Origin of the sequence: Pseudoalteromonas sp. 20-92 (assembly GCF_030847595.1) — a bacterium.
Classification (GTDB): Bacteria; Pseudomonadota; Gammaproteobacteria; order Enterobacterales; family Alteromonadaceae; genus Pseudoalteromonas; species Pseudoalteromonas fuliginea.
On sequence record NZ_JANJGQ010000002.1, the window covers coordinates 308,823 to 330,827 of the forward strand.

At 39.4% G+C, this 22,005-nt stretch carries 14 protein-coding genes; 8 read left to right on the top strand and 6 right to left on the bottom strand.

Going from position 1 to position 22,005, the window contains the following annotated elements; translation table 11 throughout:
• The first annotated feature begins 24 nt into the window (after nt 1–24).
• From NRL14_RS03325 to NRL14_RS03350, 6 genes are all read left to right on the top strand, one after another.
• Entirely contained in the window at nt 25–2,061 is a 2,037-nt protein-coding gene (locus tag NRL14_RS03325) for a condensation domain-containing protein (protein WP_306723999.1), read from the top strand.
• Complete coding sequence (locus NRL14_RS03330) at nt 2,058–3,770, top strand: (2,3-dihydroxybenzoyl)adenylate synthase (RefSeq protein ID WP_149615011.1); 1,713 nt, start codon at nt 2,058–2,060, stop codon at nt 3,768–3,770. Before NRL14_RS03325 ends, NRL14_RS03330 begins: the two co-directional genes overlap by 4 nt.
• A 195-nt stretch (nt 3,771–3,965) precedes the next feature.
• Nucleotides 3,966–5,180, top strand: coding sequence for a succinyl-diaminopimelate desuccinylase (gene dapE / locus NRL14_RS03335; RefSeq protein WP_033028651.1), 1,215 nt, complete (start codon nt 3,966–3,968; stop codon nt 5,178–5,180).
• Nucleotides 5,181–5,738: 558 nt separating this feature from the next.
• The gene (locus NRL14_RS03340) at nt 5,739–6,704 is read left to right on the top strand and encodes a hemin ABC transporter substrate-binding protein (protein ID WP_008139334.1); all 966 of its coding nucleotides are present in this window, start codon (nt 5,739–5,741) and stop codon (nt 6,702–6,704) included.
• A gap of 2 nt (nt 6,705–6,706) precedes the next feature.
• The gene (locus tag NRL14_RS03345; RefSeq protein ID WP_033023434.1) at nt 6,707–7,759 is read left to right on the top strand and encodes an iron ABC transporter permease; all 1,053 of its coding nucleotides are present in this window, start codon (nt 6,707–6,709) and stop codon (nt 7,757–7,759) included.
• Between the two features lie 3 nt (nt 7,760–7,762).
• Nucleotides 7,763–8,566 carry a heme ABC transporter ATP-binding protein gene (locus NRL14_RS03350; protein WP_033028652.1) on the top strand — a complete coding sequence of 268 codons (804 nt, stop codon included), beginning with the start codon at nt 7,763–7,765 and terminating at the stop codon, nt 8,564–8,566.
• A 260-nt stretch (nt 8,567–8,826) separates the two neighbouring features.
• On the opposite strand, the gene NRL14_RS03355 is transcribed toward NRL14_RS03350, so the two are convergent.
• The 5 genes from NRL14_RS03355 to NRL14_RS03375 all read right to left on the bottom strand — a co-directional run bounded on the left by NRL14_RS03355 (nt 8,827) and on the right by NRL14_RS03375 (nt 15,413).
• Nucleotides 8,827–9,288, bottom strand: a complete 462-nt coding sequence (locus NRL14_RS03355) for a hypothetical protein (protein ID WP_008139338.1) — start codon at nt 9,286–9,288, stop codon at nt 8,827–8,829.
• A 78-nt stretch (nt 9,289–9,366) separates the two neighbouring features.
• On the bottom strand, nt 9,367–11,433 hold the full coding sequence (locus tag NRL14_RS03360; RefSeq protein ID WP_008139340.1) for a TonB-dependent receptor: 2,067 nt from the start codon (nt 11,431–11,433) through the stop codon (nt 9,367–9,369).
• Nucleotides 11,434–11,882: 449 nt separating this feature from the next.
• Complete coding sequence (locus NRL14_RS03365; protein WP_149615016.1) at nt 11,883–12,569, bottom strand: 4'-phosphopantetheinyl transferase; 687 nt, start codon at nt 12,567–12,569, stop codon at nt 11,883–11,885.
• A gap of 299 nt (nt 12,570–12,868) precedes the next feature.
• The gene (locus tag NRL14_RS03370; protein WP_306724000.1) at nt 12,869–13,600 is read right to left on the bottom strand and encodes a 5-oxoprolinase subunit PxpA; all 732 of its coding nucleotides are present in this window, start codon (nt 13,598–13,600) and stop codon (nt 12,869–12,871) included.
• A 1-nt stretch (nt 13,601) separates the two neighbouring features.
• Nucleotides 13,602–15,413, bottom strand: a complete 1,812-nt coding sequence (locus tag NRL14_RS03375) for a glycoside hydrolase family 3 protein (RefSeq protein WP_306724001.1) — start codon at nt 15,411–15,413, stop codon at nt 13,602–13,604.
• Between the two features lie 454 nt (nt 15,414–15,867).
• On the opposite strand from NRL14_RS03375, the gene NRL14_RS03380 reads away from it, so the two are divergent.
• Nucleotides 15,868–17,310 (top strand): sensor domain-containing diguanylate cyclase, encoded by a 1,443-nt coding sequence (locus tag NRL14_RS03380; RefSeq protein WP_306724002.1) that lies wholly within the window; start codon nt 15,868–15,870, stop codon nt 17,308–17,310.
• Between the two features lie 11 nt (nt 17,311–17,321).
• Here the strand turns inward: NRL14_RS03380 and NRL14_RS03385 are convergent, their stop codons facing one another.
• The gene (locus tag NRL14_RS03385; protein ID WP_007376654.1) at nt 17,322–17,822 is read right to left on the bottom strand and encodes a hypothetical protein; all 501 of its coding nucleotides are present in this window, start codon (nt 17,820–17,822) and stop codon (nt 17,322–17,324) included.
• A 133-nt stretch (nt 17,823–17,955) separates the two neighbouring features.
• On the opposite strand from NRL14_RS03385, the gene NRL14_RS03390 reads away from it, so the two are divergent.
• Nucleotides 17,956–21,975: a rhombosortase-dependent M36 family metallopeptidase gene (locus NRL14_RS03390; protein WP_306724003.1), complete on the top strand. Its 4,020-nt coding sequence runs from the start codon at nt 17,956–17,958 to the stop codon at nt 21,973–21,975.
• Nucleotides 21,976–22,005: the final 30 nt, after the last annotated feature.

The following is a 22,005-nucleotide window of genomic DNA, read 5'->3' on the forward strand; positions in this document are numbered from 1 at the left end:
ACATTAAGAATGGAAACTACCCAAATGAATAAAAATAGTAATTCAGCCTCGCTATTAGAAGATGTACTTGCTGTCGTTAGTAATACGTTAAATTTACAGCCTGGCGCTGTCTCAGCAGAATGTAACCTAATTGAAGCAGGACTTGATTCGATCACATTAATGAACTTAGTGTCAACTTGGCGAGCGGCTGGTTATGATATTAACTTTGCAGATTTAGCTAAAAAACCATTCGTGGGGGCATGGGTTGAGTATCTTAGGATATCGGCTGCCAGCCTCGCTGATAATACACAAGACACTATCTTTGGGGTCCCAAAAATAAAAATCGGGAAACTTCCTCATGCGCCTTTTTCACTTGCGCCTATGCAGTATGCCTATTGGTTAGGACGCGATGTTAATCAACCGCTTGGGGGTGTATCAGCGCATCTGTATTGTGAATTTGAGTTGTCGGCAATCAATGATAAGTCACAGCCATTAGATTTAGCCCGTTTGACGCTAGCAATAGAGAAACTTGTTCAACGTCATAGCTCGTTGCGTTTACAAGTATGTTCCAGCGGACAGCAAATACATAATCCAAGTAATAATACAGTGCATGTCATCTTTAATGATTTACGAGATAAACCTACTGATGTTGCGCAGCAGTTATTAGAGCAGTATCGCTCGACCTATTCATCACAAATGTTAGATATTGAGTCAGGAGAAGTATTTGCGGTCGCTTTAAGCTTATTAGAAAATGGTAACAGTCGCCTGCATTTAGACATTGATATGATAGCTGCAGACGCCGTTAGTTATCGCACGCTACTGCGTGATCTTGCACTGTTATACGATGACCCCGATGTAGAACTTGCTGATTTAGCAATGAGTTATAAAGATTGCCGAATGGCCATTGAGCATAATTGGGAGTCAATAAAAGAAAGCTCAGGAATGTGGTGGCAAACACAGCTAGCTTCTTTACCCAATGGTCCATTACTGCCTTTAAAAGCAGCTTCATCGCAGCATCCTATTACAACACGACGCCATTTTAATATTGATCCGCAGCGTAAAGCACAATTATATGCGCAATGTCGTCAGTACGGATTAACCCCATCAGTGGTGTTAGCAACCGTGCTGGCAGAAACCCTGGCTGGATGGAGCAAAGATCCGCGTTTTATTCTTAATGTTCCTTTATTTCAACGTCCACTCGCAGGCCCTAATATTAAAGAGGTGGTAGGCGACTTTAGTAGTTCAATACTCCTCGATGTTGATACTGGCCCGACTGCAACTTTTGTGACACGAGCGCGTGATGTTCAATCTAGTATGCACGAGGGAGCAGCGCGCGCAGACTACGGTGGAGTCCATGTTTTAAGAGATTTAGGGCGTGCACGTGGGCAGCAAGTAACAGCGCCTGTTGTATTTACAAGCGCATTAAATTTAGGTGAGTTATTTGATGCAAATGTGCGCCGAGTATTTGGGGATCCTATTTGGATTATTTCTCAAGGGCCACAGGTATTACTTGATGCACAAGTAACTGAACTTGATGGTGGTATTTTAATTAACTGGGATTGTCGAGAGGATGCTTTTGTTGATGGTGTGCTCGATGCAATGTTTAATTTTTTCAGTAATACCGTGGTGAACCTCGTCACTGAGCCGGATTATTGGGATACGCATATTGGTGATACGTTACCCAAAAATAGAGCCGTTGCTGAGGTCCAAGAGCCAGTAATTACTAAAAATTTGGAACATGATGAAACCTCGTTAAGTATGCCAATAGTTCGTGTGGTAGCTTCTATTTGGCATGAAGTGATCGGGGGGGATGGTAGTAATATTCATCAAAACTTATTTGCTGCGGGTGGGGATTCTGTTTTAGCAAGTTCGTTAATCGCGCAAATTAGGGAAATCTTCGGATCCAATTCGATAGACATGAAAAGCTTATTTAGTTCACCTTCTATTGCAGGCATTGCCGCTTCAATTACTGACTCGAGCGATGCTGAAGAAGTATTACAAATTGCTCAAGTGTATTGTGAAATCTTAGATTTAGATGATGACGCACTCAGTGCTGAATTGGAAATGGAGGGGTCACTGTGACTGAGTTTGTGCCTACCGAAGCCGGGTTATATGCTTGGCCAGAAGAAATAAGCAGAAAGTACAAAGAGCAGGGGGTGTGGAAAAATGAAAACTTTGCAAATTGGTTAACTGCAAAACTTAAGCAATATGCTGATGTTATCTTGCTCAGCGGCCCCGACCTTCAATCTGGTGAATGGCAACAGATGACAGGCCAAGAAATAAGCGCTGTCGTGAATAATATAGTAGAGCATTGCCACAGTATTGGTCTTGGACGAGGTGATAAAGTGGTGATGCAAATGGGTAATAATAATGCATTTGTATTAACCTTTTTCGCTTTACTCCAACTTGGCGTTATTCCTGTCATGGCGTTACCTGGACATGGACAACGTGAAATTTTGCATTTTGTGAAATTAACACAAGCACGTGCTTGGTTTGTTAGTGAACAATCGATTAGCTTTGATTGTCATGCATTTGCCAATGAGCTACTTAATACAGTCCCAACACTTAAACATGTTGTTGTGGATGGCCTAGATTTAAAACCGCATTCGTCAATATTATCTTTACTAGGGTTTACTAAAGCAACTAAAGCTCAGATGACAGCACTTGAGTTTCCTGGTCTCGCAGCGGAACCAGCTGAAATGGCTTTATTATTATGCTCAGGCGGTACAACAGGAATACCGAAGTTAATTCCAAGAACACATAGAGATTACCTCTACAATATAAAAGCCAGTGCTAAGCTGTGTGAATTGAGTTCACAAGACCGCTATCTTGTAGCATTACCAGCGGCGCATAATTTTCCATTAGCTTGCCCAGGTATTTTAGGTGCGATTGAAGTGGGAGCTGGTGTCGTTATGTGTCCAGTGCCGAGTCCTGAAATTGCATTTGAGTATATTGAAAAAGCAGGGGTTACGGTGACAGCGTTAGTGCCGACTTTAGTGAAAACTTGGCTTAATTATGCTGCATTAGTAACACCTCCAGCGGCATGTCTTGATTTATTACAAGTTGGCGGTGCTAAACTTGATGAAGCTACAGCTCGCAGAATCGGTAATGAACTTAATTGTAATTTACAACAAGTGTTTGGCATGGCTGAAGGACTTCTTAATTTCACTCGTAATTCAGATCCTAGTGTTTTAAAACTCAAGACTCAAGGACGTCCATTATCTGATTTGGATGAAGTTAGGGTGGTGGACGAACAAGGCCAGGATGTTGCAAAGGGAAAGTGTGGCGAGCTGTTGACCAGAGGTCCATATACAATCCGTGGTTATTATAAAGACGAGCAGGCCAATCAAAAATCATTTACTACTGAAGGTTATTACCGTACTGGGGATCAGGTAAGGCGGCTAAGCAGTGGTCACCTTATTGTTGAAGGCCGAATCCAAGAGGTTCTTCGCCGAGGTGGAGAGACTATTTCTGTTGAAACATTAGAAGCTCATTTAGCTTGTCATCATGGCATAAAAGATGTTGCTGTTGTGGGACTACCTTGCGAACAACTCGGTGAGCGAACATGCGCAGTTATTGTTTCGCAAGACCCAAATTCGCCTAACTTAGCACTCAAAGACGTAAGGCAATACTTAGCGGCACAAGGTGTTGCACGCTATATGTTGCCAGATACAGTGGCGTACGTTGAACATATCCCATTAACCGTTATAGGTAAAATTGCTCGTAAAAAATTATCTGCACAAATTCACCTTGAGCTTAATAAGCAACATCAAGCAATACAAACAGTGTGAATTAAATTAATGATGCGCAATCACCACCAGAGGATGTACCGCAATGGCTGGCTGCTGAATATAAGCAAGCTAATGATGTTGATTGTGGCTAATAGTGGATTGGTAGTGCGTTTAAAGTATTAGTTATTACTGGGAGTTTGTTGTTTAACTTGTTGATGAAACAAACTCCCTCAATACCCTTTATTTAATTATGAGGTGAGCCTTATCATCGATGAACAATTTACTTTAACGGCTGAGTTAAAGAGCGAATACCAAAGTCGAGTAATTGAGTATGCACGTGAATTACTGCAATTTGAATCGGTAACACCTGATGACGCAGGTTGCCAAGCATGGATTGCAAAAAAGTTATCAATGCTGGGAGCAAAAATCGATACATTTGAAAGTCATGGGGTGAGTAACCTAATTGCTGTTATATCTAATGGTGATGGACCCGATTTAGGTTTTTGTGGGCACACGGATGTTGTGCCCGCAGGTAATCTTAATAAATGGCAAGCCCCACCTTTTGCAGGTGAAATTAAAAATGATTACCTGATCGGTCGAGGCATCGCAGATATGAAAGGCGGTATTGCCGCAGCCTTAGTTGCAGCTGAGATGCTAGTACTCGAAGGGAGCTTTGTTGGGCGACTATGGTTTTTAATTACCAGCGATGAAGAGGGCGATGCTTTATTCGGCTCATGTGAAATTGTAAAACACTTTAAAGATGCAAAACAGGACTTGGATTATTGTATTGTTGGAGAACCGACATCAATAAAGCAGTGCGGTGACATGCTAAAAATTGGACGCAGAGGGGCGTTGAGTTTTGCCATTCAAGTTAATGGAAAAAGTGCGCACGTTGCTTATCCGACTCAAGGCATTAATGCTATCCATCATGCCTGTAGCATTGTAAAAGATTTAATGAAATTTGATTGGGATAATAGAGATAGCAATCAGCTTGGTACAACAATGCAAGTCACTCATATCGACTCAGGCTTGTGCAGCGATAATGTCATACCTGACGCTGTAATAATTAATTTAAATATTCGTTATACCACGGCTTACAGTGAAGATGATCTAATTCATTTAGTCACTCATATTGTAACGCGAACTACTAATGACTTCTCACTAACAACATCGCATGCTTGCAACCCTTATTACTCTGCAGAGAATAGTAAAAATAAACTTTCGCTAATAAAAGAGTGCAAAACAGCCATTAACCAATGTACTGGTTTGCTTCCTCAAACCTCAACTGCAGGAGGAACTTCTGATGGCCGTTTTTTTAGCGATATTTGTCCGCAAGTAGTTGAACTTGGTTTAACTAACGGCACTATCCATCAAGAAAATGAACGAGTTCATATTAGCGAGCTTGGAAATTTAACAAATATCTATTTTACGGTGTTTAAAAAGTTACTAAGTAACCTGAACACGGGTTAAGAGATTTACTAACATATTGAATCATGGTGATATTTAAATTTATTTTCTCTAGCCAGAGATTTTCAGTGAAAACAAGGCGAATTTACGCGTCAATAGCTGGCCTATTGCAAGTAAATTCAACGCAGTTAGCGCTGAAAATAGCTGCTCGAGATAGATTTATTATCCAGAGTTCAGGTTAAATAAATAGGGGAAAAATAAGCTTTAATTTACTTCTCGATGTTGAATTTGCAGCCGAGTGTTTGATTTTTAGGCAAGGTAGCGCCTATGTAGTGTGGTTATTTACCATAAGTAGGCGATGACAAACATGGATGACACTCGCTGCTATTTAGGTTTGACTCGGTGATGAAACCCTTTTGTCATCCACTATTTTAATTATTCTCACAAGGATACAGCTATTAGAGTAACGCGGGCCGTTATGGGGCGACTTGGTTACACATTTAAATGGCCTTTAAATTGAAATAATTTAACTCTGAAAAGCTAACATACCTTATTACCTAAGAGGCTAAACTAAATTTTATAGGTCATTAAAACAATCATAATAAAAACTACAAGTTGTAAATGAAAACTGTTAGTATTTTTGTTTTCAAATTAAATTTAACATCAATGAAACCCTTATCTATTTTATTTATTATGTTTGTTACTTTACTTGCTAATAGCTATGTACATGCAAGTCCGCAGCCTGTTAATCCACAGCGAATAGTGGTTGCAGGGGGCTCAATAACAGAAGTTATTTACGCCCTTGGTGAACAACAACGCATTGTTGGCGTTGATAGCACCAGTGTTTATCCAGCCGCTGCAACTCAGAAGCCACAAATTGGCTATGTTCGCAAAATAAGCGTTGAAGGTGTGTTGTCATTAAATCCAGATCTTATCCTCGCTGAATCAGATATTGGTCCTAAAAAAATGGTTGAGCAATTAAAGCTCACTGGCGCTAACTTGGTTATCTTGCATGAAAACGACAACTTTTGGCGTATTGAAAATAAAATAGAGCAAATAGCCAAACAATTAAATGTTGTGAGTAAGGGCAATATGCTCGCAGACTCTTTGCAAGCGGACCGCAAGGCCTTGTCATATATTTTAGAGCAAACAAGTACTAAACCTAAGGTTTTGGTTATCCGCAGTAGTAAACTTATGGTTGCAGGGGCAGAGACGACTGCTGATGAGTTGGTAACTATTGCCGGTGGAGTGAATATGATGGCTCAAACAATGGTTAACTGGCAGACGATTTCAAGCGAGGCTGCATTGGCACTAAATCCTGATGTGATTATTAGTATGGGAATTGGCGCCAATGATCAGCAACCAAGCGCTGAAATATTATCTGTTTTTAAATATTCAAATGCGATAAAAAATGGACGTATTTACAATTTTGATGCGCTCTATTTGTTAAGTATGGGGCCTAGAACGCCTCAAGCGGCCGTAGAACTAGCGCATGCATTTTATCCTAAAACACGCTTGCCAGATGGCTATCAATATAGATTTTTAAAATTAGCTGAAAACAGCACAAAACAACAGGACGAGCGATAGTTATGCTGGCGTTAGGAAATAGGTTATTAGCGCAACAACGGATACGGGTTTTATCTATTCCTGTTTTGTTTATTATTTGTATATTGGTATTTTTTATTGCTCTAAGTCAGGGAGGGGTCGTGATAACGCTGCGCGAGACGATGCTTATGCTAACCCAACCGGTAGATGATCAGCTTAAACACGCTATAATTTGGCAGATCCGCCTTCCTCGTATTCTACTTTCGATGGTTGTTGGAGCTGGTTTAGCAACCTGCGGTGCTGCAATGCAAGCTTTATTTAGAAATCCATTAGCAGATCCTGGCTTGATTGGCATTGCCAGTGGTGCAGCGTTAGGTGCAGTAGCAACTATTGTATTAGGAACAAGCTTGTTTGCTAATTTTAGCGACAACTTAGGCTACTATGCGGTGCCTGTAGGGGCATTTTTGAGTTGTATAGCGGTATGCATGTTTATCTATCGGTTGGGCGCGCAAAATGGGCGTTTTACTATCGTTAGTCTACTACTGGCAGGGATTGCCGTAAATGCGATTGTAAACGCTATTATCGGTATCTTAACACTGGTAAGTAATGAGCAACAATTGCGTGATTTAACATTTTGGAGTATGGGCTCTTTGGCGGGGAATCACCTTGCGATGATAATGCCAACACTCGGTATTATTATTGGTTGTTGTATTGGTTTATTACGTTTATCTAAACCTCTTAACGTGTATTTATTAGGAGAGGCTCAAGCGAAGCATGTCGGCATTAATGTGACTAAATTGAAAAAGCAGGTTTTTATATATACGGCACTTTGCACTGCCGCAGCCGTCGCAATTACGGGCGTTATTGGTTTTGTTGGCTTAATAGTGCCGCATATTATGCGCTTAATATTAGGCCCAGATCACCGTTATTTATTACCAGCTTGTATGTTAGGGGGAGCATTAATGCTTAGCCTTGCTGATTTATTTGCCCGTACCATAATGCTACCAGCAGAAGTGCCCATTGGTCTAATAACCAGTGCTATTGGCGGTCCATTCTTTTTGATTATGCTGCTAAAAACTTACCAAGGAGCAAAGTGAACTATGTTAATTGGCAATCAACTTAGCGTAAAAATTAAACATAAAACGTTGCTGGATAATATTGATTTTTATGTAAAACCACATGAAATTGTAGTTATCATTGGTCCCAATGGCGCAGGTAAATCATCATTAATGAAAGCATTATCAGGAGATTTGCCGTTAAGTGGCGGAACGATAAATATTAATCAACGAGAGTTAAATGAGTATAGTTTGCTAGAGCTTGCTAAATTAAGGGCGGTATTAACCCAGAGCTACGAGTTAGATTTTCCTTTCACCGTTAATGAAGTTGTTGATATGGCGCATTTTAGTCATCAAGAACAGTGTACGCAGGCTACTTTGAAACAGTGCTCTAATGATGCAATGAAAGCCGTAGGGATTACTCACCTAGCACAGCAATGCTTTACTCAGCTTTCTGGTGGTGAAAAGCAACGTACTCAATTAGCGCGTGTATTGTGCCAATTACAGCCAAGTTTAACTCAGCAAAAAAATGCTTATTTATTAATTGATGAGCCAACTGCTAGCTTAGATTTATATCATCAATATGAAGTTATGAACCAAGCCGTTACAACGGCAAAACAAGGCGCGGGAGTTGTTGCTGTTCTTCATGATTTATCACTTGCTGCGAGCTTTGCAGATCGAATTTACATGCTTGATAAAGGAAAAGTTGTTGCTCATGGCTCGCCTGAAGAAGTACTAACACAGCGCCATTTAAGTAATGTTTATAATATTAATGCAAAGCTGCAAACAGATATTGAAGATGTACTTCCCCACATTATGGTGGCGGAAAAAACACTCACAAATATATGATTTTAAGTTGTATCGATTACATATTATTGAGTGTTTTTATAAAGGGGTAACTAGGGCCTGTTTATCTTTTGAGGTTAAATTTGCAGCAGTATGTTTGGTATTTAGGCAAGGCTGAGCCTATGTAGTGTGGTCACTGCCCATAAATAGGCGATAATGCAGTATAAAGACCAAACATGCGCTTCCCTTTGAGGGACGATTAACTCTTTGTTGCCTTGTTATCGACACTATTTTCTTACCTAAAAATAGATCACTTAATTAAGCTAATTGGTATTACCGCAATGAGAGTGGACAAGTGTAGCTACATCTTGTAATTCAATATTTTCAGGTATCGCTATCTCTTTGGCTGATGCCTGTAGCCATGTTTTAGCATCATCAAGTGATTTAAATACGGCTCCAGGTATACCAAAGGCTTTTTGAACGCTCATATTCTGCAATTTTTGATATTGCTCCTCAGGAACAACGATAAGCATCGCTTGAACAAGTTGTTGCATTTTCTCTGCCGCACCATTTTTAAGCCATTCTTGTGTTGCAGGACCCGCCCCTTTAGGGTGTTGTAAGGATGCTTCATCTGTATAAACACGCACTACAATAAATGCTTCAGCTCTATCAAACCAACGATCCCATGATATTAAAGAGTCTAAGTGCATTGCTAGCGTGCACTCCCCCTTTGCTACTGTTACAGCTAATGGCCAGAGGCTGCTATCGTATTTAATTGTTGTCATACTTAATAACCTTTGTTATTGATTTTATAGATTTTCCACAGCAAATAATTTAGCTTTGCCGTGGAAAAATCTGATTGATTAGAATGTATACTGTATGCCCGCACTAATCGTTCTTGGTTGGGTCAATACTGCTGTATCAAAGTTAGTATCAGGTTCATTGCTATCAGCAGGTGCTGTACCTGGATACAATGCAACAGGAGCATCTTCATCAAAAATATTACGTACTGAAAGATACACTTTAGCTTGCTCAGAGATAACGTAGTTCAAACTTGTATCAAAGGTCGCAAAAGCGTCTGTTTTACCGCCTTCATCGTTTGAAATACTGGTATACCAGCCATCAGTGTACTGGCCACTAACGTTAACAACCCAATTATTTGATTGCCATGTGGTCCCTAATTTCATAGAAGCAGAAGGAACCGTAAGTAATGAGTTTCCTTCTAGGCCTGAGTTTGGATAATCAGTGATCTCTGAATCTAACAGTGCAAAACCACCATAAAGATTGAACTGATCATTAATCTGCCAATCGGCATTAAATTCAAAACCAATAGTAGTTACTTCGTCTGCATTTCTAACTACATAAGCTTCATCACGTGAGTTTTCAGGTGTTAAATCAAAAGGTAGTTGCATGTCTGTATATTGCGAATAAAACAGGTTTTGAGATGTGCTTATACTGTTATTAGCCCATTGCTGACGACCATAGATTTCTAAAGAGTTTACGTACTCTTCATCATATTCATAGTTAACAATTGGTGCGCCAAAGGAAATGCCGCCGCCGCCTGCATTATACCCGCGAGATAATTGTAAACCGACAATATGCGTATCACTTACTTGGTAGCTGAGCCCAAGCTTAGGTAATAAGGCACTGTAGTCGTTATCGGATTCTATTTTTGCAATCGCTCTATCAGGATCACCGCCTTCACGTTTGCGGTTTTCTTTTTCGTAGCGTAAACCTGCCGTTAGCTCAAATTTGTCACTAAATGGGAGGGCACCCTCAGAGTAGATTGCAAAATTATCTGAATCATCAGTAAAGCTTTGTTTTACAATGAATTGGATCCAATCATCTTGTTTTGAAGTGTAGTAGCGACTACCAATAACCCATTGTTCGCCGTTATCACCTTGATAGCGTAAACGAGGTTCTATCACAAACTCTTTGTTATCAATATTCGCTTTAGAACCATCTGGCGTAGATTTACGTTCAAAATTAAAGTCTGTTGCTGAAGCCGTTACTTCTAACTGTAGTTGTTGAGTTAATGATGCGCTGTATTCAATGCCTAAGCTTTTAGTATGCGTAACATGAACGGGTTGTTGCGGAAAGTTAGAACGACGCTGATCAAATGGGTAATCAATGATTTCACTATTTGGACCACTGTATTTGTTATCGGTTAGTGTGACAACAACGCGTGTACCGTATTTGTCATCGCCCTCATAAAGTAATTTCCCTCTAATTGCACGGCCTTCCATGTCAGCTGGGTCTTTAACACCAGGGTAAGATTCATAATCAACAGATGAACTACGTTCAAATTGATCTGCTGCAATTCGTAAGGAAAACTGCTCCGAAAGAGGTTGATTATAAATAGCTGAAAGTCGTTTTTGGTCTAAATTCCCGCCTTCAGCACGAATTGTGAACTCTTGTTCAAACGTCGGATCTTGTGTTTCTACCCGTATTGTACCTGCTATTGCATTACGCCCAGCTAAAGTACTTTGTGGCCCTCTGAGAACTTCAATTTGTTCTAGATCCCAAATACCTAAATCGCCAAAAACTATTTCGTTATAAGTCGCTGAACGACCATCAATTTGCCAGTTTAAGCGTGCTCTGCTGCCTGCAAAAAATGCATTCGCGTTTTCTGCGGCTCCAGTACCATCAATACCCCTTACTGTTGGAGCTTTACCAGTACCAGTGACCATTGTGATGTTTGGAATTTCGCTTAATACGTCTCTTACTGTTCTTAATTCGGGGCGGCTTTCAAGTTCTTTACTATCGAAAACAACAACGCTATTACCACTTTGTAGTAGACTTCTTGATAATAACTCTCCAGTAACTTCAATCACGGTCATTTGATCCACTGTGTCATTGTTATCAGAATTAGCTAAAGCTGTAGTAGATGTAAGTGCTGCGAGGGGGATTAAAACATCCTTAAATTTCACAGGTATTCCTTTTTGTAAATGTAAATGATAATTGTTTTTAATACTACATTTGGTTGTATTAAAATACAACACTAAAGTTAATTAATGTTGTATTTTTAACTTAATTGTTAATCAGTAAAGAGGTGGTTTGGCTGTTATTTCAATCTAGGGGCGATTTAATCGCGGCGTGAGGTTTGTAACCTAGTGGGCTTGGTAACGGCTCCTGCGTTACCCTACTGGCAGCGCATGTTTGGCATTTATTCAACGTTATCGACTATATTATGGGGAATAACCACACTGCATAAGCTCAGCCTTGCCTAAATACCAAGCATACGGCTGAAAATTTAACCTCGAAAGATAAACAGGTCCCAGACAAATTTTTTATCTAGCTGTTTCAAATAAAAATTTTAACGACGTATAGTGCAATTTAATTCGTTAAATTGCTCAAAGATTTATGCAGGTTGGTATAACTAGGAATTTTTGAATTCGCACTCTGTGAGCACTATATTTTTGTCACATTGGTAAAATACGGTTAAGTAAGTGTCTTTAGGCACTTGCGGTGAAAGTGCTTGGGTTATTTTAAATTGCAGTTGTTGTTCATTAAAGGCAATGAGCGTAGCCGCTTCAAAGCCAAAAAATTGTTTCACACTTGCGTACAAAGCTTTAAAAATACTTTCTTTTGCTGAGAAGATAATGGTTAACGGGTGTGATACCTGCTCCGCGAACAATCTAAACTGAGGATAGTCATTAGGGTGCAAAATTTGTTCTTGTAGCTCTCGCTCTTGTTTTGCGCTCATTAGCTGTTCGATATCAATACCAATGCCAGCGATATCTGTGCGCTGAGAGGCCATTGCCATTGCAATCCCTTGAGTATGGGTAATACTACCGATAACTTTATCAGGCCATATCGGCGCGCGATCATTGCCAGAAAGAATATCAAAAGAGGAAATACCGAGTGCGTTTAGTACTTTTTTCGCACAAAATCGGCCAGCCAAATACTCGGCCTTTCGTTTTGTGACTGCTTTTTGAAGTTGCAGCGGTGAAAAAATCTGATAACTCGAAAAGTCACTATCAATAAAGTGGTTACTATCAAATTTACAACAAAAAGTGCTATGGCTAAGGTAGGGTGTAAACTGAGTATAAGGGGAAAGTTCCATATGCTATTTGCATTTTTCCTAAAATTAAGAGTAGCGCTTTAATGGTACGTTAAAAATACAATAAATAAAGTAAAGTTTATGACCTGTGCTGAGCTTAAGCTCATTGCGTAATGTACAATATACATGATTAATTAACCTGAACTCTGGATAATAAATCTATATCGAGTAGCTATTGACGCGTAAATTCGCCTTGTTTTCACTGAGAATCTCTGGCTAGAGAAAATAAAGTTAAATATCACCATGATTCAATACGTAGTAAATCTCTTAACCAGAGTTCAGGTTACTTAGTTTTTGAATGTTTAACGAGTTTGGCACAGAGCTTTGATCTCCTGAATAAGGGCAATGCTTGCTTCGTTATCGCTATGCACACATAAACTATCAGCATGTAAAGGTAATACCTTTCCCGATTGAGTTGTTACACAGCCTGTAGTTAACAGTTGTTTTACTTGCGCAATCAGTGCCGATTTATTATGCACGCTACCAGGAATATTCCGCGACACTAACAGTCCTGCATCGGTATATTGACGGTCCGCGAAGGCTTCTAAAATTAATGTTAATTGGTATGTTTTGGCAAGTTGCTGATGGCTATGTGCTTTAGCCGTTGCAAGTAGCATGAGCTTTAATGGAGTTGGGTAGATGGCAATGGCATGCATGACAGTGTTTAATATTGTTTCATCAGCCATCATGTTGTTATAAAGCGCACCATGTGGCTTTACGTAACTAAGTGTTAATCCCTGCACTTTTGCCATACCTTCAACCGCTGCAATTTGATAATGTAGGCAGTTTATTAGCTCGCTTGCACTAAGATTCATTGAGCGCCTACCAAAACCTTGCAGATCTGGGTAGCTCGGGTGAGCGCCAATTTGTACGTTATATTGTTTTGCAAGAGTGAGGGTGCTTGCCATTACATCGGCATCGCCGGCATGAAAACCACAGGCAATGTTAGCCATATCAATATGTGGCATTACGCTGCTATCAAGGCCCATTTTCCATGCGCCAAAGCTTTCGCCTAAATCACAGTTAAGTTTCATATTAGCGCGCCTTTTGCTGCTTTATAGTGACAGGTAATACACCATTGGCGGGTGACTGCCCAAGTAGTACTTTTGCAAGCGCGGTAAAAGCAGGGCCAGATACAACATCGTTTTTATCGACATCAATATTATATGCGTAGGATGCAAGTACAGCTTGTGCGTAGTTGCCAAATTCAGCAATATCGTAAGGGGCTCTTAAGCTTATAAATACGGTATTTTTATTATTGGCTTTAGCAAAACTGAGTAATGATTTAAGTGCTTTTGGCTGCTGTGCATCATTGAGTGCAAAATTAGCGTCGTCTTTTAAATCATCCATGCCGCCAATTTCTACCGCACTTTGGTTTGGTGTCGCATTACCTGCAATTATTATATCGGCAGTGGTTATATCGATATGTGCTTGCTGCGGGTTAAAACCTTGCAGGCTGCTACAAGTATAGTTAAGCACTTGAGTGCTTATAGCTTCAATGGCTTGTTGCATTGCCATACACTTACGTGTGTCAGGCATAATAATATGAATATGCTGATCTGTTTTAAGGCTAAGCGGTAAAGTGTTTTTATTATTTTTAACTAGCGTTATAGCCTCCACAGCTAGTTGCGCTTCTATTTCACGATGTGCTGCACTGCCAATTGTTTGTTTTGCATTTATAAGTGCGCTGATAGGGTCCAAATGAGTGTTTAATCTAAACTTATTTTTAAGTGATATTATACGTTGCGCTGATTTAGCTATTTCTTGCTCATCAAGTTGCGCTGATTTAACCGCTGCGGCAAGTGATTTTATAAGTTCATCCAACGTTATTAAATCGTCTGGCGTTCTAATTTCAATTGGCATTAGTGCAATATCAACACCAGCTAAAAATGTATTAATTACCGCTTGAGTGGGTGTAAAAAAATGGCTAATACCAGCCATGTCAAGCGCATCAGTTATTACAACACCTTGGTAATTTAGTTCTCCTCGTAAAATGTCGGTTACTATTTTACGAGACATCGTTGCAGGTTTTATCATGGTTTTTCCATCAACGCTTACAAACGTTGTACTATCTAGCGCAGGATACTGAATATGCGCCGTCATGATCATACCGGGATTTTGCTTTGCAATAATGTATTTAAATGGTGCTAAATCTTGAGCGTAAATAACCTCTTTTTCATGACTTACCATAGGTAAACCAGTGTGACTATCGACGCTGGTATCGCCGTGCCCAGGATAGTGCTTTAACGACGTAATAACCCCATTGCTTTCAAATCCTGCAACTTGTTCAGCACCAAGCTTGGCAACTAAAACAGGGTCTTCTCCAAAAGAGCGTACGTTTATTACCGGATTATCTGGGTTCATATTTACATCGATAGTGGGCGCGTAGTTTACATTAATACCCAAAGAACTTAGCTCTTTAGCAATAACCGTTGCCGTTTCTGTAGCGAAGCTTGTTCCGTGTTTTTTATATGTTGCACCAATCGACATGTTGCCAGTAAATGAAGTAGCTAGATCACGGGGTAACCTAGCTACTCGTCCACCTTCTTGATCTATGGATATAAATAACGGTAGTTTACTACTCGATTTACTTGCTGCATTTTGCAGTTGAGCATTCAGTGTAATAGTTTGCTCTATTGATTGGGTATTTTCAGAAAACAAGATAACCCCCCCAATGTTATGCTTTGCAATTATGTGTGCAAGCTTGTCTGGTAATTGAGTTAATGGTGTTCTGCATTGTTTATTCGTACCTTGTTCGCAAAAATAGCGAAAATCAAGCATGAGCTTTTGACCAAGCTGTTGTTCAAGAGAAAGTACAGGTTGTGCGAACGAGGATTGTATTGGCATGAAGCACCCAGATAAAAAAACGATAGACGACACAATATACTTATTTAGCAAAACACACTCCAAAGCTAAATAAAATAGATAAGTGTGTGCAGCTTATCTACTTTTTAGTGCAACTGCAAAACATGGTTTTTCTTTACTAAAGCCATTAACGTATTGTAACGAATAGATAAAATTTATATCGTTAAATTTAATGAAAATCAGTACTTACATATATTTTTTCTGTCTTTGTAAACATTAGATTATAAGTTTTCAAGAGGGTATAATTGTAGGCTTTATATACAATAATAAGTGCAAGCTTTAACTGCCTTGTACTGTGGACGATATACATTTGCTGTACAAATTACTACCTGCACTTAATCTAAGGTTACTCATTCTGCTTTTAGCATTTTCTGCTTCGTTGAGCACTCTAGTAAGTAGTTTTTATTCTACTTATCAAGTGCAAAAAGAGCAGTTAATGAATTACACACTAAAAAGCAATTATGCTTATGCAAATAAGTTGGCTTCGGCAACCGATAATTTTTTAGAAGCTGCAATGCAGCAACTTACTTATTCAGCAAAAATAATAGAGCAAGAAATAAATAATGAAAAATTATTGAAAGAAGAAGTAACCAGATTAAATTTACAAACAAATAGTTTTAATTCTGTAGTGATAAACAAGAACGGTATTATTGCAGCGACGTCTCCTGTTTTACCGCAAATAATGGAGCAAACAATTTCCTCTCCAGGCGCAATACAAGCATTGAAAGAAAAGCGCCCGCTCATTAGTGAACCTTATATGTCAGCCGCAGGTAATTTGATAATTTTTATTTCCCATCCGTTATTTGACAATGCAGGGAATTATTTAGGCTATCTTGGTGGATCTCTTTATTTAAAAGAGCGCAGCATTTTGAATGATTTACTGGATCAACATTATTACGATGAAGGGACACATATATATGTGGTCGATTCTTATAAACGCATACTTTATCATCCGGATCATATTCGTATCGGCACCTATGTAAATAATAACGCAATTATAGATGATGTTATTAATGGAAAAGGAGGGATTGCGAATGTTAGAAACAACCAAAATGTTGAGATGCTAGCAGGGTACGCCCCAGTAAAAAAAGCACATTGGGGAGTTATTGCGCAACGTCCAGTTAAAAATACCTTAGCCTCACTTGATACATTGATTATAGAAGTTATCAAACGTACGTTACCAATGGCGGTTATTACTTTTATACTTATAGGCTTTTTTGCTCATTTTATTTCTAGGCCGCTTAAACAACTCGCAAACAAAGTAAATACACTTGATAACCCGGCTAGTTTTGAAAATTTTGAGAATATAAAAGCATGGTACTTTGAAAGCCAGAGGTTAAAGCTTGCCATGTTAAAAGGTGTGAGTATTTTACAAACTCAAATAGGCCAATTACGCCATGATGCACAAACAGACCCACTTACAGGGGCGCATAACCGCAGAAGTTTAAACGGATTACTTAATCAACTTATGCTTAAGCAAATTCCATTTGCAATATTGGAAATTGATATCGATTTTTTCAAGCGTGTAAATGATACCTTTGGCCACGATAAAGGTGATGAAGCACTAAAAACACTCACCGATATTATAAAAAAACTATCCAGAAAGGATGATGTTGTAGCGCGTATTGGTGGTGAAGAGTTTGTACTTATCTTACCAAATGAAGACAGCGAAAGTGCTTTTAAAATAGCGGAACGACTACGAACAACCGTTGCCTCAACAAACATGGAAATTATTGGATTTATTACTATTTCTATAGGTATTGCAACCTGGCCTGAGCACAGTAACGATATAGACCAAGTGTACAAATATGCGGATAAAGCACTTTATTACGCTAAAGAGCACGGCCGAAACTGCTGTGTAATAGCTGACAAAAATTAACTAATCAGCATTTAAAATTGGGTTTCTATAGGTGAGTAATTTACGGATACTTCGACATTTTTTACATCAGAATAAGCACTTAATGATTTAGCAACGGCTTTAATATTATCGTCTTGAGTGACTAGTAACATATAGTTATGCGCAGTCGAGCGTATTAAATTAAAGTTGTTGGCTAAATCCTTTGGTACAAAATCAGATGCAAGCGTAAGAACAAGTGTTCCTGTAACAACCCCTTTTTGTTGCATCGTTTGGTTAAAAACAATATCCCCCTTTTTCAATACCTCTGAGTTAAAAATCAATTTATCGCCTGATGACATAATGCTATTTGCTTGCAGATGAATTTTTTGGCTAACATCTTCTACTGCCGTTTTATTTTTTATGCTGACCTGTGTTGGAGTTTGAGGCTCAGACTGTTGTACGGCTGCAGCAGCTGGTTCTTTGCTGTTATTACAGGCAGTCAAAGTGCCTGAAGCAGTTAATATCAATGCAATTATTAAATACGGCGGTTTCATATTTTTACCTTTTTATTATACAAGATAGAGTTTTTTAGCTTTTTTTTTACACGACTTATTGCTACTGTCGTTTGGTATTACATTTAAAATACATTTAATAAACAAAAATTACAAAATATAAACAGGGTGTTTTATGTCTAATTTCAAACTAACCACAGTAGCAACAATTGTTGCAGCTACTTTATCCGCAGGACAACTAACCGCAGCTGAATCAGCGCAATATTTTGATGTAACTGCAAACTCTCAAACTCAAGCAATAGCACCAGCGGCAATGCAGCAACGCGCACTAGCTGAGCGAACGACAGTATCTGGTCATCGTTCTATTTATGACAAACAATTGGGTAAAGCCACATTTTTATGGCAAGCGGTGGGGCAAAAGGCGCCAAATATGTCGCTTATTGAGCCTGCAAAACGAAACCAATATGCAGCGGATCTTTATTTAGAATCTCTAACTGGTATTAGCAGTCAGAAAAGCACAATATCATCAGCAGTAATGACTGATTTGCATGAGCAAAAGCGAGGCTCAATAGTCGCAAAGTATAAACAGCAGGTTCATGGTATTGATGTTTTTAATCGTGAATTCAACTTAATAATGGATAAAGAGTTTAACCTTGTGGCTGGCTCTGGTTATTTTGCGGATACGTCGTCAGCTGAAAAATCATTTGCGGCTTTGAGTGGCTTTGTAAATGCTGAGCAAAGCATTCAATCTGCACTTTTGGAATTGGCTGGTATTAATGCATCGCTTCGTAAGATTGGCGAAGAAGGTGGATATGCTAAATATCAGGCCACCTCAGGTGATGATTCTAAAATTATATTAGGTGAACCCCGCGCGAAGAAAGTATTTTTTGAAGTCGCAGGACAATTAGAGTCAGCATATTATGTTGAAGTCGAAGTTGCGGATAAAAATGCGCTTGAAAGCGACTATTATAGCTATGTAATTGGCACTCAAAATAACAAAGTTTATTTTAAGAAAGACTTGAAATCACATGCAGCCGACTTTAATTATCGCGTGTATGCTAATCAAGATGGCTACCCAATGGAAAGCCCTCATGGTGATGTAATTCCAGCTGATGGGCCTGATCAAGTTGATGAAACTGAAATTTTAGACGCGCCAATAGTTGCGTTATCTTATTACAGTAAATTAAGCACAATGGATCCATGGTTAGCTGATGATGCTACGACTACATCGGGCAACAATGTATTTGCTTATGCTGATGTTGTTGCGCCACAAGATTTTAGTGAGGGCGACTTTACAGCTGACACCACAGCCGATCTGACATTTGATTATCCGTACCAAGTAGATCAAGTTGCTAATAGTTACGCTAATCGAAAAGCCGCAATTGTTAATTTATTTTATATGAATAACTTTTTACATGATTTTTTCTACGATCACGGCTTTGATGAAACATCAAATGTTGCGCAATTATCTAATTTTGAACGTGGAGGCATAGAAGGCGATCCAATTGAAGCACAAGCGCAGGATAATTCAGGACGTAACAATGCCAATATGTCGACACCTGCAGATGGCGCAAGCCCTCGTATGCAAATGTATTTATACAATAGTAAAGATGCACAAGTCGGTGTTGATTTTGGTATTACAGTTACTTCGCATGCGACTTTAGGTTTATTAGATTCAACAAAAGAGTCAGGCTTCGGTCAATATCAATTTAGTGATATTAAAGGGGATGTTGTTCGCTTAGACGATGGTAATACAACCGATTCAACAAGTATTAATGATGGGTGTGAGCCTGCTATAAATGCCACCGATCTTGCAGGTAAAATAGCGTTAGTCGATCGCGGCTCATGTTCTTTCACAATTAAAGTAAAAAATGCACAAAATGCGGGCGCAATAGCAGCAATTGTTGTGAATAATGACCCAGACACAGATGAGCCAGCGCCAATGGGCGGTGAAGATGATGCAGTTACTATTCCAAATATGGGATTAAATTACGCTGATGGTCATGCTATGTATGACTTAATGGCTGCGGGCGATACTGTTTCTGTAGATATGTTTACTAAAGCAACATTAAAAGATGGTACGTTTGATAATGGTATTATTGCTCATGAGTGGGGACACTATATCAGTAACCGTTTAGTGGGTAACTCATCTGGTTTAATTAACTTCCAAGGTCGCGCAATGGGCGAGGGTTGGGGGGACTTCCATTCACTCATGTTTATTGCTAAAGCTGATGATATTAACATTACAGGCAATGATAAATTCCAAAAGGCATATGGTAGCGGTACATTTGTAGAGGACTTTTATTACGGTATTCGTCGCGTACCTTACTCAACTGATACCGAAGTAAATGCATTATCATTCCGCCATATTACAGAAAATGCAGGCGCTGATATTGGTATTACACCAACAAGCGTAGCTTCGCCACATGCCGCAGGCGAAATTTGGGCAACGATGTTATGGGAAAGTTATGTAGCATTAATTAACGAGCATGGTTTTGAGGAAGCTCAAAACCGCATGGCTGACTACCTTGTTGCTGGCTATAAATTAACGCCAGTAGCTCCGCTTTACACTGAAGCGCGTGATGCCATCTTAGCTGCTGCTTATGCTGTTGAACCTGCCGATTATAAATTAATTTTAGGAGCATTTGCTAAGCGTGGCATGGGATTAGGAGCTGAATCGCCAGAGCGTTTCAGTGATGATTTAACGGGGGTTGTTGAATCTGATAAATCTGAGCTTGCTACATTCGCGTTAAGCGACGTGATAGTTAATAACGCATATAACGGTGCTGAGCTTGGTTATTGTACTAACGATAATATTCTAGATAAAGGTGAAACAGGTTCTATTAGTGTAAGCATTGTTAACCGTGGTAGTGAAACCTTAACAGGGACTAAAGCGCAGTTAACGGTAATCAGCGATCATGATGTAACACTTGAAAATGATGGGTTAGTTACCTTTGCTGAAACAGCACCATTTGCAATATCAACAAGTGACGCTATCACTATTACTTTAAATGATGCAGGCACCGCTGAAACACTAGAAATAGCAGTAACCTTCCCTGAGCTTGAAACGGATGATGATATTGTTGAAGCACTAGAAGATTCAATTTCATTCACTGTAAATATAGATTTTGAAGATGAAGCACCTGTCAGTGCTACTGTTTCAGATGATATGGAAGTGTCGGCTGCCTCATTATTTGATTTAAACGAAAATGTAATGTTTGGTGGGGATGCTGCTATCGGTACGCAGAGCATGGATAACAGTGGCAATATAACCACTTTTGATGCTGCGGGCTTTGGGTTAGGCGCTCAGGCAATGTTTTTAAATAACAATAGCTTCCAAACTGATGTGGCGGTTGAGTCTAAATCGTTTGAAATAGGTTACTCAGGTGATTTTGAAATATCATTTTGGCACCTTTACCTCATTGAAGAGAATTGGGATGGTGGTGTTGTAGAAATTAGTGTTAATGATGGCGAGTGGACGGATGTAACGCAAGTGGGTGGGGAATTTAGTGTTGGTTATAACGGCCCACTAATTGAAAATACTTCTCAAGCACTCCAAGAGCGAAATACATTTACAGGACGTAATATTCAAGACGATGGGGCGTTTGGCAACTACGAAACAATTAATTTTGGCGATGCTTTAAATGGCAACCAAGCTAAAATTCGTTTCCGTATTTCATCTGATTCGGCTGTTGCTGATTTTGGTTGGTGGATTGATAATCTAACAATGTCTAACGTGTTATCGCCTGTATTCTCTAAAGTAGTCGCAGGAGATGCTGTAACATCATGTGATAACGCGATGCCATTGCTACTTGTTGAGAGTGATTCAGCAGAAATAACTGAGTCTGGCACTGGCACTATTACAGCGACTGCCACAGATAGAAATGGTGATGCATTAACTTATGCTTGGACGCAAGTTAGTGGCACAGCGGCAACACTGTCGGGTATAGATACAGCAATATTGACTTTCACACCTGGCTCTATAAATGCAGATGAAGAACTTGTATTTGAGGTTGCGGTAAGTGATGGGACGACAACTGTAGCTCAGCAAAGTACAGTAATGGTAAAAAATGAAGCCGTTCCTGTAGTACCAGTAACCAAGAAGAAATCTAGCGGTGGTAGTGTTGGCTTTATTGCTTTATTACTTACCCCATTAGTGTGGTTTAACAGACGTCGTAAAAACGTTAGTAAATAAGTTTAAATAAACGTTATTTAAAAGCCCCTG

Excerpts from the sequence above, each read along its gene's own strand:
- NRL14_RS03325 (WP_306723999.1), top strand. The coding sequence starts at position 25 with ATGAATAAAAATAGTAATTCAGCCTCGCTATTAGAAGATGTACTTGCT.
- NRL14_RS03340 (WP_008139334.1), top strand. The coding sequence starts at position 5,739 with ATGAAAACTGTTAGTATTTTTGTTTTCAAATTAAATTTAACATCAATG.
- NRL14_RS03345 (WP_033023434.1), top strand. The coding sequence starts at position 6,707 with ATGCTGGCGTTAGGAAATAGGTTATTAGCGCAACAACGGATACGGGTT.
- NRL14_RS03350 (WP_033028652.1), top strand. The coding sequence starts at position 7,763 with ATGTTAATTGGCAATCAACTTAGCGTAAAAATTAAACATAAAACGTTG.
- NRL14_RS03355 (WP_008139338.1), bottom strand. The coding sequence starts at position 9,288 with ATGACAACAATTAAATACGATAGCAGCCTCTGGCCATTAGCTGTAACA.
- NRL14_RS03365 (WP_149615016.1), bottom strand. The coding sequence starts at position 12,569 with ATGGAACTTTCCCCTTATACTCAGTTTACACCCTACCTTAGCCATAGC.
- NRL14_RS03370 (WP_306724000.1), bottom strand. The coding sequence starts at position 13,600 with ATGAAACTTAACTGTGATTTAGGCGAAAGCTTTGGCGCATGGAAAATG.
- NRL14_RS03375 (WP_306724001.1), bottom strand. The coding sequence starts at position 15,413 with ATGCCAATACAATCCTCGTTCGCACAACCTGTACTTTCTCTTGAACAA.
- NRL14_RS03380 (WP_306724002.1), top strand. The coding sequence starts at position 15,868 with ATGAATTACACACTAAAAAGCAATTATGCTTATGCAAATAAGTTGGCT.
- NRL14_RS03385 (WP_007376654.1), bottom strand. The coding sequence starts at position 17,822 with ATGAAACCGCCGTATTTAATAATTGCATTGATATTAACTGCTTCAGGC.
- NRL14_RS03390 (WP_306724003.1), top strand. The coding sequence starts at position 17,956 with ATGTCTAATTTCAAACTAACCACAGTAGCAACAATTGTTGCAGCTACT.